Source organism: Streptomyces sp. NBC_00457, assembly GCF_036014015.1.
Lineage (GTDB): Bacteria > Actinomycetota > Actinomycetes > Streptomycetales > Streptomycetaceae > Streptomyces.
Window position 1 is genome coordinate 7801153 of record NZ_CP107905.1, and the last position, 15286, is coordinate 7816438.

Sequence of the window (15286 nt, forward strand, 5' to 3'; positions counted from 1 at the left end):
CAGGGACACCGACACCGCGCTGAGGAAGTTGACGAACGCGACGACCCGCAAATACCAGACGGCAAAGGCAGCGGCCCGCCGCGAGGCGCTTGCCCCCGTCTTTCCCTACTCGTCCGCCGCCTTCTCAGCTTCCTGGGCCTCTTCGGGCTCCTCGGCCTCCTCCGCCTTCTCCGGCAGTTCCGCCGCCAACGCCGCCGCGGCCTGCACCAGCGGCAGTGCCAGCAGTGCCCCGGCCCCTTCCCCCACCGTCACGCCCTGGTCAAGGAGCGGCTCGAGGGCCATGCGGTCGAGGGCCTTCGCCTGGCCCGGCTCCCCGCTGCTGTGCGCGGCCAGCCACCAGTCCGGTGCCCGGAACGCGATCCGCTGCCCCACCAGCGCACAGGCGGCCGCCACGACCCCGTCCAGGATCACCGGCGTCTTCCGCACCGCGCTCTGCAGCAGAAACCCGGTCATGGCGGCCAGGTCGGCACCGCCCACCGTCGCCAGCAGTTGCAGCTGATCGCCGAGCACGGGCCGGGCCCGCCGCAGCGCATCACGAATCGCCGCGCACTTCCGCATCCACGCGAGGTCGTCGATGGCGAGCCCCCCGCGCCCGGTCACGACCGACGCATCGGTCCCGCACAGCGCGGCGACCAGCACACCCGCCACCGTGGTCCCGCCCACGCTCACATCGCCGAGCACCACCAGATCAGTACCGGAGTCGGCCTCTTCGTCGGCCACCGCGACCCCCGCCAGGAACGCGGCCTCGGCCTCCTCCGCCGTCAGCGCGTCCTCGACGTCGATCCGTCCGCTGCCCCGCCGTACCCGATGCCGTACGACCTCGTCGGGCAGCGTCTCCGGGTCGCAGTCCAGCGCCATGTCCACGACCCGCACGGGCACGCCCAGCCGCCGGGCGAGGACGGAGACGGGCCGGCCGCCCTCCAGGACCTCACGCACCAGTGCTCCGGCGCTGCCCGCGGGCCGCGCGGAGACACCCAGTCCGGCGACGCCGTGGTCGCCGGCGAACAGCATCACCCGCGGTTGTTCGATCGGCCGCACCGGCACGGCGCTCTGCGCCGCCGCCAGCCACTCACCCAGGTCGTCGAGGCGCCCCAGCGCTCCGGGCGGCACGATCTGACGCTCCCTGCGCGCCTCCGCATCGCGGCGCACCCCGCCGTCGGGGCGCTCGATCAGATCGGTGAAGTCGTCGAGATTAAGCGAGCTCATTCGCCGAACAGTACCGGCCCCGATCGAACGGACCGGCGCCACATCGCCACCACGCGCACACGACGTCATTGCGCCCAAGATCGCGATCCCATACGTTCCGTTTTGCAGTGGAATGTCGTACGTCCTCAGGGGAGCCGCCCATGCCACCCGCACGCCGCGACGACTGCCCATGGTGCGGTTCGAAACTGCTCCGCGCCCGTACGAGAACCGTGGACGAGTGCCAGGACTGCGCGCACGTGTTCCAGAACCCCCAACGCCCGGTCGAGGAGAGGTTGTTGGAGGAACACGTCAAGCCCTGTTCCGCGACCCGCCGCCAACACCTCCTCACCGCCCGCGCGATGCTGCGCCTGAGGCCCGAGCCGGAGAGCTGGCTGGACGTGGGCACGCGCGACGCCGGCTTCCCGGAAACGGCGCGGGAACTCTTCCCGTACACGTCCTTCGATGGCCTGGACCCCACCCCGCTGGTGGTGCGGGCACGCACGGCGGACCGCATCGAAGAGGCCTACGTGGGCAACCTGCCGGACCCGCACATCACGACCATCCTCCGCGGACGCTACGACGTGGTCAGCCTCCTCAACCATCTCCACCACACGTCCGACCCCCGAGCGGAACTCCAGGCCGCGCTCACGCTTCTCCGCAAAGGGGGCCACCTGGTGATCGAGACCCCCGACCCGCGGTCCGCGCTCGCCACCCTCCTGGGCAGGCGGTGGCGCCCCCAGACCCACCCGGGCCACACCCATCTGATCCCCCTGGACAACCTCCGCACGGAACTGGAATCCCGCGGCTGCACCCTCTCCCCACCCCTGAGCCGCACCCGCTTCTCCACCACCTACAGACTCATCGCCCGCAAGTCCTGAGCCGCCCCGGCTCACCCCCGCAACACCACCGCCTGCCCCGCCACCACCAGCAGCACCTGCTCGCACTCACCCGCGAACGCCGCGTTCAAACGCCCCAACTCGTCCCGGTACCGCCGCCCGGAGGCGGTGGCCGGCACGATCCCCGACCCCACCTCGTTCGACACGGCGACAACGGTCCGCCGCGATGCCCGCACCGCCCCGGTCAACTCCCGCACCCGCTCCCGCAAGGCCCGCTCACCCCCGTCGGCCCACACCGCGTCGTCCCACGCCCCGACGGAGTCCATCGCATCCGTCAGCCACAGCGACAGGCAGTCGATCAGCAACGGCGCCCCATCGGCCTGAAGCAACGGCACCAGGTCACACGTCTCCGCCGTACGCCAGGACCCCGGCCGCCGCTCCCGATGCGCGGCCACCCGCGCGGCCCACTCGCTGTCCTCGTCCCGCGTGCCGCCGGTGGCGACATACAGCACATCGGGAAACGCCTCCAGCCGCCGCTCGGCCTCCACGGACTTCCCCGACCGCGCCCCGCCCAGCACCAGCGTCCGCCGCGGTACATCCGGTACGTCCTCGTACACCCCCACGACCAGCGTCGTCCCGTCCGGCACGGCCCGCGCCCCGGCCGCCGCGAGCCGCCGCCGCAGCTCTCTCCCCGGCGGTACGGCATGATCCAGATGTACGGCGATCACATCCGTCGTCGGCCCGACCGCCCCCACCGCCCGCAGCCGTGCCAACGCGTCCGGCCGCCCCACGACATCGGCCACGACCATGTCGTACGCCTCGCCGTTTCCCTCCTCCAGCCCGGCCGGCGCACTGCCCGGCGGCACATACAGCAGCCGGTGCCCATCAGGCCCGGTCACCGCATATCCCGTACCGCCCGCATCCATCGCCACGGCCCGCACCCGATGCCCCGTCAACAACGCCAACTCCCGCCCGTCCGGCACCCGCCCCGGCCCCGGCACCCCCGCCGGCACCTCCACGGCCGGCCCGTCATGCGGATGCGACAACAACACCTGCCGCACCCCCCCGAGCGACCGCCCGGCCCGAGCAGCGGCAAAGGCTGCACCGGGCGTCAGATCCATCAACAGCACCCCGTCCACGAGCAACGCGGTAGCCGCCCGCGCATCGTGCCCGAGCGCGGCAGCACACACCGCACAGGGACATTCGGGGCGGGGCAGCCCCGCGGGAGCACCGGTACCGAGCAGAGTCACGTCCACGAAGTTGATTTTCGCCGGTCTCTGCTGATCTTGCGTGACGGAGACGCCGTTAAGGGGCGCGGGGCTGTATCGATATGCGGCTCCGCCGCGTGGGCGCGACCAGCCCCCACACACCCGCAGCCAACGAACAACCGCATACGCTTCTGCTCGGTAACCGCTCAAACACGGGAGGCGCACATGGCCCTATGGACGTGGCGATTCGAGAAGTCCGACGGCGCGGAGGTCCAGCCCGCAGTGCAGCCCGAGGAGTTCACCACACAGGGCGACGCCGAGTCCTGGCTCGGCGAGTACTGGAAAGATCTGCTCGCCGGCGGTGCGGACCAGGTACGCCTGTTCGAGGACGCCACGGAGATCTACGGCCCGATGAGCCTGCACGCCACGGACGCGTAAGACGGACGGGGGAGGGGCGACCGTGAACCGGCCGCCCCTCCTCACTGCTCACCCAGCGTCACATCCACCGTCTTCTCGGCGCCGTCGCGCGTGAACGTCACCGTCGTCCTGTCACCCGGCTTCTGCGCGGCCAGCGCCTCCGTCAGCGAGGTGATGGTCGTGATGTCGGTGTCACCGAGCTTGGTGATGATGTCCCCGGCCGCCAGGCCCGCCCGGTCGGCCGCCCCGCCGTTCGTCACCGCGACGACCGCGACCCCGGCGGCCTGGTAGTCGTCGTCGACGACCGTACGGCCGGTGATGCCGAGCGCGGCCCGGCCGGAGTCCGTCACCTTGCCGTCCTTGATGATCTGGTCGGCGACCGTCTTCACCATCGACGCGGGGATCGCGAACCCGATGCCGGGCGCCGCGGCGTCCCCGACGTTGGGGTCGATGGCGGCGAGCGTCGGGATGCCGATGACCTCGCCGTCGAGGTTCACCAGGGCGCCGCCGCTGTTGCCGGGGTTGATGGCGGCCGACGTCTGCACCATGTTGGCGATGGTCGCGCCCGTACCGCCGCCGGTCCGCCCCTCGCTGACGGTCCGTCCGGTCGCCGACACGATCCCCTGCGTCACGCTCGACGACAGCCCGAGCGGCGAGCCCATCGCGAGGACGATCTGCCCGACCTCGACCTTCGCTGAGTCCCCGAACTTCGCGGCCTTGAGCCCGTCCGGTACGGCGTTCAGCTTGATGACGGCGAGATCCTGCTCCGGGTACGCGTAGACGAGCCTGGCGGTCAGCACGTCCTCGCTGTTGGCGGTCGTCACCTGGAACGTCTTCTCGTTCCCGACGACATGCGCGTTGGTGACGATGTGGCCCTTGTCGTCGTACACCACCCCGGAGCCCAGATCGTTCCGGGCCTGGATCTGCACGACCGACGGCAGAACGTCCTTGATCACCTTCGTGTAGGCGTCCTGCAACTCACTGTCCACGGCCGGCACGGCGGCCTGCTTGGTGGTCTTCTCCGACTGCGAGGACTCAGAGGATCCGGAACAGCCGGAGACGATGACCAGGGAGCACACGAGCACCAAGGCACGAATACGGAAAGCGTCCATGCTCCGAGTCTCACGTCGGGGTGAAAGCCAGTCCCCTGCTATTGACCCGAACGGGCAGCGCCCCAAAGGGGCGCGGGGAACTGCGCGACCAGCCACAACGGACCCGCAGACGACAGACGAGGGCGCTACCCCCGCACCCCACACAGATGCAGCAACGCCGCCACACGCCGATACGGATCCGTCCGCCCAGCCCGCTCCTCCGCGGCCAACAGCGCGTCGATGTCGCCGGAGGCCTCCGCCCCGTCGGCAGCCGTGTCCGTGAAGACCCGCACGCCGTACCAGGCGTGCAGCGGTGCCCCGATCCCGGCCAGCGTCCCGGTCAGCGCGTCCAGCCGGTCCGCACGGACGTCGAGCCCGAGCCGGTTCCGGTAGGAGACCGTGTCGAAGGCGGCCAGTGCGCCCGCCCAGTCGCCGGACAGGCCCGGCCGCATCGCCAGCGCGTCCGCGTTGCGGACCAGCAGCGACAGCAGACCGCCCTGGGCGAGCATCCGGGCCAGCCCCGCCAGCAGCGGGTCAGGATCGTCGACGTACATGAGAACGCCATGACACAACACCACGTCGAAACTGCCCGGCAGGAAGTGCACGCCGGTGTCACGGCCGTCGCCCTCGACGATCCGCATCCGCTCCCGGATCCCCTCGGGCTCGGCGGACAGGGCCTCCCGCGCCACGGAGATCATCTTCGGATCCTGCTCGACCCCGGTCACCTGATGTCCGGCCCGGGCCAGCCGCAGCGCCTGCGTGCCCTGGCCCATCCCCACATCGAGTACCCGGAGTCGCCGCCCGACCGGGAACCGGCCGGCTATCTGCTCGTCGAGCTGGCGGGCCACCAGCTCCTGGCGTACGACGTCACGGAGCCCGCCCAGCTTGCTCAGCCAGGCATCCGCCGCGCCCCCCGAGAACGAAGCCGTGCCGGTCAGGGCCGCTCCCCGCGCTTGACCTGCGGCTTCGGCAGCCGGAGCCGACGCATCTGGAGAGAGCGCATCAGCGCGTAGGCGACGGCGCCGCGCTTGTTCTCGTCCGGGAAGCGCTCGGCGAGACCCTTCTTCAGGCGGTAACCGGTGGCGATCGAGTCGAGCACGATCAGCACGATCACGACCAGCCACAGCAGCAGCGCGATGTTCTGCAGCGAGGCCACCCGCACCATGCTCAGCACGAGGATGACCACGGCCATCGGCAGGAAGAACTCCGCGACGTTGAACCGCGAGTCGATGAAGTCCCGGGCGAACCTGCGCACCGGCCCCTTGTCACGCGCGGGCAGGTAGCGCTCGTCGCCGCCGGCCAGCGCCTGGCGCTGCTTGTCCAGGGCGGCACGGCGCTCCTCGCGCTGACGCTTGGCGGCGTCCTTGCGGGTCATCGACGTATTGGCGACGCTGCGGCGCTGGGACTGGGCCTCACTCCGCTTGGGAGTGGGCCTGCCCTTCGGGGCCTGCGGGTCACGGGTCTGAGTGGAGTCGGTCAGCGACGCCTTGTCGGCGTTCGCGGCCTTCTCATCCTTGGCACGGCTACGGAACACAAAACCCAAGGGTACGGGGTCCCGGGCATGGACCCCAGCCCCACGGGGAACGATCCGGCAACACCAGTCGTATTAGTGGGCACAGAAGGGGCGCTGCTCCCGGGGTTCGATCTCAGGGGTGACTCTCAGGGGTCACCTACTCCCTACGCCGGAGCAGGGCCGGACGCAGTCGTCCTTGGGGATGAGCGCATCCGTCCCCGAACAGTGCGGTAATGGATGCAGGGCCCGTACTGTGGGTTCTGTCGCAGGAGCTGGATGTAGTCCGTCAGAAGGGGGCGCGCGAAGCCCATGAGCGGTGTCATGAAGCGTATGGGGATGATCTTCCGCGCGAAGGCGAACAAGGCCCTTGACCGGGCCGAGGACCCGCGCGAAACCCTCGATTACTCGTACCAGAAGCAGCTGGAGCTGCTCCAGAAGGTCCGCCGTGGCGTCGCCGACGTGGCGACCTCGCGCAAGCGCCTGGAGCTACAGCTCAACCAGCTCCAGTCGCAGTCGAGCAAGCTGGAGGACCAGGGCCGCAAGGCGCTCGCCCTCGGCCGCGAGGACCTGGCGCGTGAGGCGCTGTCCCGCCGTGCCGCCCTCCAGCAGCAGGTGACGGACCTCGAAACGCAGCACGCGACGCTCCAGGGCGAGGAGGAGAAGCTCACCCTGGCAGCCCAGCGCCTCCAGGCCAAGGTCGACGCCTTCCGTACGAAGAAGGAGACCATCAAGGCCACCTACACCGCGGCCCAGGCCCAGACCCGGATCGGCGAGGCCTTCTCCGGCATCTCCGAGGAGATGGGCGACGTCGGCATGGCCATCCAGCGTGCCGAGGACAAGACCGCGCAGCTCCAGGCCCGCGCCGGCGCGATCGACGAACTTCTGGCCTCCGGTGCCCTCGACGACCAGTCCGGTATGCACAAGGACGACATCCAGGCCGAGCTGGACCGCCTCTCCGGTGGTACGGATGTAGAGCTGGAACTGCAGCGCATGAAGGCCGAGCTGGCCGGCGGTCCCTCGTCGCAGCAGGCCATCGAGGGCGGCAAGGAGCAGTCGCAGTCCCAGCAGCAGCCGCAGGACACCCCGCGCTTCGACAAGCAGTAATCGCCACATACGGAGGGCGACATGATCGTACGGATCATGGGGGAGGGGCAGGTGAGGCTGGCCGACAGCCACTTCACCGAGCTGAACAAGCTGGACGACGAACTCCTTCGGGAGATGGAGAGCGGCGACGGACCGGGCTTCCGCGCCACTCTCCACGCCCTCCTCCAGAAGGTCCGCGAACTTGGCGAACCCCTGCCGGACGACTCCCTGGAACCCTCGGAACTGATCCTCCCGTCCCCGGACGCGACACTGGAGGAGGTCCGGGAGATGCTGAGCGACGACGGTTTGATCCCGGGCTGAGATGCTCACCTCTTGACCGACCGAGTCGGGTGGTGGGTGGGCAAAGGCCCGGGGGTCTGGGGGCGGCAGCCCCCAGGACGTACTGTTGCGACCGTGAGCAGCATCGACCGCGCCCGGCAGTGGCTGACCACGCACCCGCTGGCGCTCGACGCGGCGCTCGCGGCAGCCGTACTCGCCTGCATGGTGGCCGGCTCCTTCGTGGACCCGCGTGGCAAGGACAGCGTCACCTGGAGCCTGCGCACCCCCGACGCCCTCAGCCTGGTCCTCATCACGCTCGGCGCCGCCGCCCTGGTCTTCCGTCGCCGCGCCCCCAAGACGGTCCTCGCCGTCACCGGCACCTTCGCGCTCATCGAGTCCGTCACCGGCGACCCGCGCGCCCCCGTCGCCATGTCCGCGGTCATCGCGCTCTACACCGTCGCCGCCAGCACCGACCGGCACACCACCTGGCGCGTCGGCCTGCTCACCATGACCGTGCTGACGGGCTCCGCGATGCTCGCCGGCCCGCTTCCCTGGTACGCCCAGGAAAACCTCGGCGTCCTCGCCTGGACCGGCATCGGCGCCACCGCCGGCGACGCGGTCCGCAGCCGGCGCGCGGTCGTGCACGCCATACGGGAGCGCGCCGAGCGGGCCGAGCGCACCCGTGAGGAGGAGGCTCGCCGCCGGGTCGCCGAGGAGCGGCTGCGGATCGCCCGGGACCTGCACGACGTGGTCGCGCACCACATCGCGCTCGTCAATGTGCAGGCCGGAGTCGCCGCCCATGTCATGGACAGGCGGCCCGACCAGGCCAAGGAGGCCCTGGCCCACGTACGGGAGGCCAGCCGCTCCGCACTCAACGAACTCCGCGCCACCGTCGGCCTGTTGCGGCAGTCCGACGACCCCGAGGCGCCCACCGAGCCCGCGCCCGGCCTGGTCCGCCTGGACGAACTCGTCGGCACCTTCCGCAGCGCCGGACTGCATGTCGAGGTCGCCCGCGCCGACCACGGCACCGTGCTGCCCGCCGCCGTCGACCTGGCCGCCTACCGCGTCATCCAGGAAGCCCTCACCAATGTGCAGAAGCACGCCGGCACCGAGGCAAAGGCCGAGGTCAGCGTCGTACGCGTGGGAGAGAACATCGAGATCACGGTGCTCGACAACGGTGCCGGGGAGGACGACGCCCCCGAGGCCGGCGGCGGGCACGGGCTGATCGGGATGCGGGAGCGGGTCAGCGCCCTGAGCGGCACCCTCACCACCGGTCCCCGGTACGGCGGCGGTTTCCGTGTGCATGCGATCCTGCCGGTCAAGACCCGCACCAGCCCAGCGAAGGACTCCGTATGACCATCCGTGTCCTGCTCGCCGACGACCAGGCGCTGCTGCGCAGCGCCTTTCGGGTGCTCGTCGACTCCGAGCCCGACATGGAGGTGGTGGGCGAGGCGTCCGACGGTGCGGAGGCGGTCCGCCTGGCCAAGGAGCAGCGCGCCGACGTCGTCCTGATGGACATCCGCATGCCCGGTACGGACGGACTCGCGGCCACCCGCATGATCGGCGCCGACCCGAGCCTCGCGCAGGTCCGGGTGGTGATCCTGACGACGTTCGAGGTCGACGACTACGTGGTGCAGTCGCTGCGCGCGGGCGCCTCCGGCTTCCTCGGCAAGGGCTCCGAACCCGAAGAACTCCTCAACGCGATCCGGGTCGCGGCCGGCGGGGAGGCGCTGCTGTCCCCGGCCGCCACCAAGGGCCTGATCGCCCGCTTCCTCGCCCAGGGCGACGCGGCGGACGACGAGCGCGACCCCGCCCGTGCCGAACGCCTCGCGGCGCTCACCGGGCGGGAGCGCGAGGTGCTGGTCCAGGTCGCCGGCGGCCACTCCAACGACGAGATCGCCGAACGCCTCGAAGTCAGCCCGCTGACCGTGAAGACGCACGTCAACCGGGCCATGGCCAAGCTCGGCGCCCGGGACCGGGCGCAGCTCGTGGTGATCGCGTACGAGTCGGGGCTGGTACGTCCAAGGGTGGAGTGAGTGCCGCCCGGTCGTACTGCGGCCGGAGTAGGCGGGAGATAAGGAACGGGACCCAGGGGCTACGGATCACCGTCCGGTGATGGCTCAGGGTGTAGGGGCGGGCGCTCACTTGTGCCCCTTCCTCCGCTCAGGCCACAGAAGAGAGACGCTGACCCATGTCCTGGCTGTCAAGATTCAGCCTCGCGCAACGGGCCCTCATAGGGCTGATGTCGATCGTCGCGCTCGCTTTCGGAGCGATCGCGATCCCGCAGCTCAAGCAGCAGTTGCTGCCCTCCATCGAACTTCCCATGGTGTCCGTGCTCGCCCCGTACCAGGGCGCGTCCCCGGACGTGGTCGAGAAGCAGGTCGTCGAACCCATCGAGGACGCCCTCGAAGGCGTCGACGCCATCACCGGTGTCACCTCCACGGCCAGCGAGGGCAACGCCCTGATCATGGCCTCCTTCGACTACGGCAACGACACCAAGCAGCTCGTCGCCGACGTCCAGCAGGCCGTCAACCGTGCCCGCGTCCAGCTCCCGGACGACGTGGACCCGCAGGTCGTCGCCGGTTCCACGGACGACATCCCGACCGTCGTCCTCGCCGTCACCTCCGACCAGGACCAGCAGGCCCTCGCCGACCGGCTCGACCGGACCGTCGTACCGGACCTGAAGGACATCGACGGCGTCGGACAGGTCACCGTCGACGGCGTACGCGACCTCCAGGTCACCGTCACCCCCGACGAGGCGAAGCTCGCCAAGGCGGGCCTGAGTTCGCAGGCCCTGTCCCAGGCGCTCCAGGCGGGCGGCGCGACCGTCCCGGCCGGCTCCTTCGACGAGGCCGGCAACAACCGCACCGTCCAGGTCGGCGGCGGCTTCACCTCCCTGAAGCAGATCCAGGACCTGATGGTCACCGGCGAGACCGGCGGCGACCCGGTGCGCCTCGCCGACGTGGCGAGTGTCGAGCAGGAGCAGGCCACCGCCGACTCCCTCACCCGCACCGACGGCAAGCCCAGCCTCGCCGTCAGCGTCACCATGGACCAGGACGGCAGCGCGGTCGCGATCTCCAACGCGGTCGAGGACCAACTCGCCGACATGCGCAAGGACTTGGGCGCCGGCGCCACCATCACGGTCGTCAGCGACCAGGGCCCGGCGGTCTCCAAGTCCATCTCGGGTCTGACCACCGAGGGCGGGCTCGGTCTGCTCTTCGCGGTCCTCGTCATCCTGGTGTTCCTGGCGTCGATCCGCTCGACGCTGGTGACCGCGGTCTCCATCCCGCTGTCGGTGGTGCTGGCCCTGATCGTCCTGTGGACCAGGGACCTCTCGCTCAACATGCTGACGCTCGGCGCGCTCACCATCGCCATCGGCCGGGTCGTCGACGACTCGATCGTGGTCCTGGAGAACATCAAGCGGCACCTCGGCTACGGCGAGGAACGCCAGGAGGCCATCCTCAAGGCGGTCCGCGAGGTCGCGGGCGCGGTCACCTCCTCGACCCTCACCACCGTCGCCGTCTTCCTCCCGATCGGCCTGACCGGCGGCATGGTGGGCGAGCTGTTCGGCTCGTTCAGCCTGACCGTGACGGCCGCGCTGCTCGCGTCGCTGCTGGTCTCGCTGACGGTCGTACCCGTCCTGTCGTACTGGTTCCTGCGCGCCCCCAAGGGCACCCCGGAGGACGCCGAAGAGGCCCGCCGCCTGGCCGAGGAGAAGGAGGCCAAGAGCCGCCTCCAGCGCCTCTACGTCCCCGTCCTGCGCTTCGCGACCCGCCGCCGTCTCACCAGCGTGGCGCTCGCGATCGTGGTCCTCGTCGGCACGTTCGGCATGGCGCCGCTGCTGAAGACCAACTTCTTCGACCAGGGTGAGCAGGAAGTCCTCACCGTCAAGCAGGAGTTGAAGCCCGGCACCAGCCTCGCGGCGACCGACGAGCAGGCGAAGAAGGTCGAGAAGCTGCTCGGCTCCGTCGACGGCGTGAAGGACTACCAGGTCACCGTCGGCTCGTCCGGCTTCATGGCGGCCTTCGGCGGCGGCACGGACACCAACCAGGCGTCGTACCAGGTGATGCTGGAGGACTCGGCGTCGTACGACGACGTGCAGACCCGTATCGAGGACGGCCTGAAGAAGCTGTCCGGCATCGGTACGACGACGATCGCGGCCGGTGACGGCTTCGGCAGCCAGGACCTCAGCGTGGTCGTGAAGGCCGCCGACGCGGGCGTGCTGCGCGAGGCCGCCGAGGAGGTCCGCAAGACGGTCGCCGGTCTCGACGACGTCACCGACGTCAGCAGCGACCTGGCGCAGAGCGTGCCGCGGATCTCGGTCAGGGCCAACGACAAGGCCGCCGCGGCCGGCTTCGACGACACCGCGCTCGGCGCGGCCGTCGCCCAGGCGGTCAAGGGCACCACCGCCGCCAAGGCGACCCTGGACGACACCGAGCGCGACGTCGTCATCAGGTCGGCGAAGCCGGCCGAGACACTGGCCGAACTGAAGGCGCTGCGCCTCGGCCCGGTGAAGCTGTCCGACATCGCCACCGTCCAGATGGTCGACGGGCCTGTGTCGATGACCCGCATCGACGGTCAGCGCGCGGCCACCATCACGGCCCGGCCGACCGGCGACAACACCGGCGCGGTGAGCACGGACCTCCAGTCGAAGATCAACTCGCTGGACCTCCCGGAGGGCGCCACGGCCGCGATCGGCGGTGTCTCCGAGGACCAGGACGAGGCGTTCGCCAACCTGGGCCTGGCGATGCTGGCGGCCATCGCGATCGTCTTCATGCTGCTGGTCGCGACGTTCCGCTCGCTGGTCCAGCCGCTGATCCTGCTGGTCTCCATCCCCTTCGCGGCCACGGGCGCCATCGGCCTCCTGGTCGCGACGGGCACCCCGATGGGCGTCCCCGCGATGATCGGCATGCTGATGCTGATCGGCATCGTGGTGACGAACGCGATCGTGCTGATCGACCTCATCAACCAGTACCGCAGACAGGGTTACGGCGTCGTCGAGGCGGTCGTCGAGGGTGGCCGCCACCGACTGCGCCCCATCCTCATGACGGCCCTGGCGACCATCTTCGCCCTGCTCCCGATGGCCCTGGGCGTCACCGGCGAGGGCGGCTTCATAGCCCAGCCGCTCGCGGTGGTCGTGATCGGCGGTCTGATCACGTCGACCCTGCTGACCCTGCTCCTGGTCCCGACGCTCTACGCGATGCTCGAACTGCGCAAGGAGCGCCGGGCGAAGAAGCGCGAGGCGAAGCGGCAGGCGAAGCTGCCCTCACAGCCGACGCCGGCTTCCGAGGAGCCGGAGCCCGCGGGCGTGTGACGGCCTGATCACCGGCGGCCGGGGACCGATCCACCCACGGATCGGTCCCCGGCCGCCGCCGTTTCGCCGTTACGTATCCTGTGCCCGAACTGCTTTGCGGCGAAGGGGATCCGGGCGTGCCACTGCACAAGGACGACCCGAAATCGGTCGGCGGCTACAAGCTCGTGGACCGGCTCGGGACCGGCGGCATGGGCATCGTCTACTGGGGCAGGTCGCGCTCGGGCCGTGACGTCGCGGTGAAGGTGGTGCACGCCCAGTACGCCGAGGACACCGTCTTCCGCGCCCGGTTCCGGCAGGAGATCGAGGCCGTCCGCAAAGTGAGCGGAGCCTTCACCGCACCGGTCGTGGACGCCGACCCGGAGGCCGTACGGCCCTGGATGGCGACCCAGTACGTGCCCGGCAGTTCGCTCGCCCAGCGGATCCGTGACCAAGGGGGGCTCCGCGGCACCGAACTGCGGCGGCTCGCCCTCGGGCTGGTGGAGGCGCTGCGGGACATCCACCGGGCGGGGGTCGTGCACCGCGACCTCAAGCCGGCCAACGTCCTGATCGCCGACGACGGCCCGCGCGTCATCGACTTCGGGATATCCCGCGCGGCCGAGAACCACAACACCCTGACCGAGACCGGCCAGATGATCGGCACCCCGCCCTTCATGTCCCCGGAACAATTCACCGACGCCCGCACGGTCGGCCCCGCCTCGGACGTCTTCTCGCTCGGGGCGCTGCTGGTGTTCTCGGTCACCGGGCGGGGGCCCTTCGACGCCGACAGCCCCTATCTGACCGCCTTCCGGGTCGTCCACGAGGCGCCCAGGCTGGACGGCGTCGCACAGCCGCTGCGCGCGGTCCTGGAGCGCTGCCTGGCGAAAGAGGCCGCGGACCGTCCCGAACTGGACGAACTGGCCCAGGAGTTCGCGGACGCCCTGCCCGAAGCGAACCCCGCCGACCCGGCCACCGTGACACTCCGCCGGGATGCGCTGGGGACCAGCGAGGAGACCTCCTCCGGGGCGGACCCGGCGGCGGAGACGAAGCTCCCGCGGGTCCTCCGCCGGGGCCGCCGGGCCCGCCCGCTGCTGGCGGCGGCCGGCACGGTGGGTGTGCTGGCCCTGGGGCTGCTCGGCTACGCAACCTACGGGCCGGGATTCGCGGAGCCTGAGGAGGCGGCGAGCGCACCGATCGCGGCCTCCCGGTGGGCGGCGCCGCCCACCGGCTGGCAGCCGTGGCAGACAACGGCGTACGAGACGGCACAGCGGGGCGAGGCCAAGGCGCTGGCGAAGGAGAGCGGCTCCCCGACCGACGTCACCTGCCGGAGGTACGAGGACGCGGTTTACTGCGCGGGCAACAACATCCTTCCGGTACGTCTGGACGGCCGTACCGGCACCACCGTCTGGCGCTCCTCCCTCGCGTCCGCCGACTCCGGCGACACGGCGGTGCACAACTTCACGCTCCTCGGCGTGCGGGACGGCGCGGTGCTCCTGCGGCAGGCCGTCTACGAGGGCGCCTCCGTGGACAGGACCAGCGTCGTCGCCCTCGACACGGAGAGCGGCAAGCAGCTGTGGTCCCGCGACGTGAACGACGCGGGCATCGACCAGATGCTCTCCGGCGACCTCGTCCTGACCGTCGACAGCAGCGGCAGGCTGGTGACCGCCCGCTCACCGCGCACCGGCACCGACCGCTGGACCACACAGGTGCCCGCCGACAACTACTGCCAGTTCCTGACCGTCGGTTCCGGCTTGTACAGGCACTGCTTCCCGGACGACGAGACCCAGGCCGCCGAGTTCCTGGAGCTGAAGCCGGCCGACGGGTCGGTGGTCCGGCGCCTCAAGATCCCGTACACGACCGGCCTGCTCGGCACGGTCGACGGCAGGCTGGCCTTCGCGGTAGGCCCCACAGGACCGACGCGCCCCGAGGAGCTGACGTTCAGCACGGTCCTGCTGATCGACCCGGACACCGGCGCCCTCACCACCACGAAACTGCCGAAGACCTACGAGGGCGCGGTGACCCTGGCCGCCGACACCCTGTGGATCACCGCGGCCAACGGCCAGGTGACCGCCGTGTCGCCGCTGACCGGCAAGCAGCTGTGGCAGAACCGGACCGACGCCGAGGGCTCGGGCAGACCCACGTACGACGCCCGCACCCGCACCCTGTATGTGGCCAGCCTCAGCGGCCGGGTCGCGGCCCTCGACGGACGCAGGGGCACGCTGCTGTGGGAGACGGGCGCGCGTGCCGAGCAGCTCGCGAGCGGCGAAACGACCAAGTCCGAGGTGCGGTCGTACGGCGGCGCGCTGATCGTGAACACCCCGGACGGCACCGTCTTCACGCTCGACCCGGCTCACCCCGAGCGGAACTCGGGGTGAGCGCGGGGT

12 protein-coding genes and 1 pseudogene are annotated in these 15286 nt (G+C 70.8%); 8 read left to right on the forward strand and 5 right to left on the reverse strand.

Features of this window, described 5'->3' with window-relative positions; genetic code table 11:
* Window positions 1–105: 105 nt before the first annotated feature.
* A complete protein-coding gene (cobT, locus tag OG828_RS35610; RefSeq protein ID WP_328503498.1) occupies window positions 106–1206 on the reverse strand; it encodes a nicotinate-nucleotide--dimethylbenzimidazole phosphoribosyltransferase in 1101 nt (366 codons plus the stop codon).
* Between the two features lie 140 nt (window positions 1207–1346).
* On the opposite strand from cobT, the gene OG828_RS35615 reads away from it, so the two are divergent.
* Window positions 1347–2063, forward strand: coding sequence for a class I SAM-dependent methyltransferase (locus tag OG828_RS35615; protein ID WP_328503499.1), 717 nt, complete (start codon window positions 1347–1349; stop codon window positions 2061–2063).
* A gap of 11 nt (window positions 2064–2074) precedes the next feature.
* On the opposite strand, the gene OG828_RS35620 is transcribed toward OG828_RS35615, so the two are convergent.
* Window positions 2075–3277, reverse strand: coding sequence for a bifunctional adenosylcobinamide kinase/adenosylcobinamide-phosphate guanylyltransferase (locus OG828_RS35620; RefSeq protein ID WP_328503500.1), 1203 nt, complete (start codon window positions 3275–3277; stop codon window positions 2075–2077).
* 177 nt (window positions 3278–3454) lie between these two features.
* Here OG828_RS35620 and OG828_RS35625 point away from each other — a divergent pair, with 177 nt between their 5' ends.
* Window positions 3455–3667, forward strand: a complete 213-nt coding sequence (locus OG828_RS35625) for a hypothetical protein (RefSeq protein WP_210576210.1) — start codon at window positions 3455–3457, stop codon at window positions 3665–3667.
* A gap of 41 nt (window positions 3668–3708) precedes the next feature.
* Here OG828_RS35625 and OG828_RS35630 read toward each other — a convergent pair whose 3' ends face one another.
* The 3 genes and pseudogenes from OG828_RS35630 to OG828_RS35640 form a co-directional block, all read right to left on the reverse strand.
* Window positions 3709–4758 (reverse strand): S1C family serine protease, encoded by a 1050-nt coding sequence (locus tag OG828_RS35630; RefSeq protein WP_328441078.1) that lies wholly within the window; start codon window positions 4756–4758, stop codon window positions 3709–3711.
* A gap of 125 nt (window positions 4759–4883) precedes the next feature.
* Complete coding sequence (locus tag OG828_RS35635) at window positions 4884–5585, reverse strand: methyltransferase domain-containing protein (protein WP_328366072.1); 702 nt, start codon at window positions 5583–5585, stop codon at window positions 4884–4886.
* A gap of 86 nt (window positions 5586–5671) precedes the next feature.
* Window positions 5672–6300 (reverse strand): annotated as a pseudogene (locus tag OG828_RS35640) (DUF3043 domain-containing protein).
* Window positions 6301–6580: 280 nt separating this feature from the next.
* Here OG828_RS35640 and OG828_RS35645 point away from each other — a divergent pair.
* The 6 genes from OG828_RS35645 (at window position 6581) to OG828_RS35670 (ending at window position 15277) form a co-directional block, all read left to right on the forward strand.
* Window positions 6581–7354: a PspA/IM30 family protein gene (locus OG828_RS35645; protein ID WP_246885656.1), complete on the forward strand. Its 774-nt coding sequence runs from the start codon at window positions 6581–6583 to the stop codon at window positions 7352–7354.
* 21 nt (window positions 7355–7375) lie between these two features.
* Window positions 7376–7654 carry a PspA-associated protein PspAA gene (pspAA, locus tag OG828_RS35650; RefSeq protein WP_210576206.1) on the forward strand — a complete coding sequence of 93 codons (279 nt, stop codon included), beginning with the start codon at window positions 7376–7378 and terminating at the stop codon, window positions 7652–7654.
* A gap of 93 nt (window positions 7655–7747) precedes the next feature.
* The gene (locus OG828_RS35655; protein WP_328503501.1) at window positions 7748–8968 is read left to right on the forward strand and encodes a sensor histidine kinase; all 1221 of its coding nucleotides are present in this window, start codon (window positions 7748–7750) and stop codon (window positions 8966–8968) included.
* Window positions 8965–9648 (forward strand): response regulator transcription factor, encoded by a 684-nt coding sequence (locus OG828_RS35660; RefSeq protein WP_328441080.1) that lies wholly within the window; start codon window positions 8965–8967, stop codon window positions 9646–9648. The genes OG828_RS35655 and OG828_RS35660 overlap by 4 nt, the downstream gene beginning before the upstream one ends.
* Before the next feature lie 155 nt (window positions 9649–9803).
* Window positions 9804–12926, forward strand: coding sequence for an efflux RND transporter permease subunit (locus OG828_RS35665; RefSeq protein ID WP_328503502.1), 3123 nt, complete (start codon window positions 9804–9806; stop codon window positions 12924–12926).
* Between the two features lie 116 nt (window positions 12927–13042).
* Window positions 13043–15277: a protein kinase domain-containing protein gene (locus OG828_RS35670; protein WP_328503503.1), complete on the forward strand. Its 2235-nt coding sequence runs from the start codon at window positions 13043–13045 to the stop codon at window positions 15275–15277.
* Window positions 15278–15286: the final 9 nt, after the last annotated feature.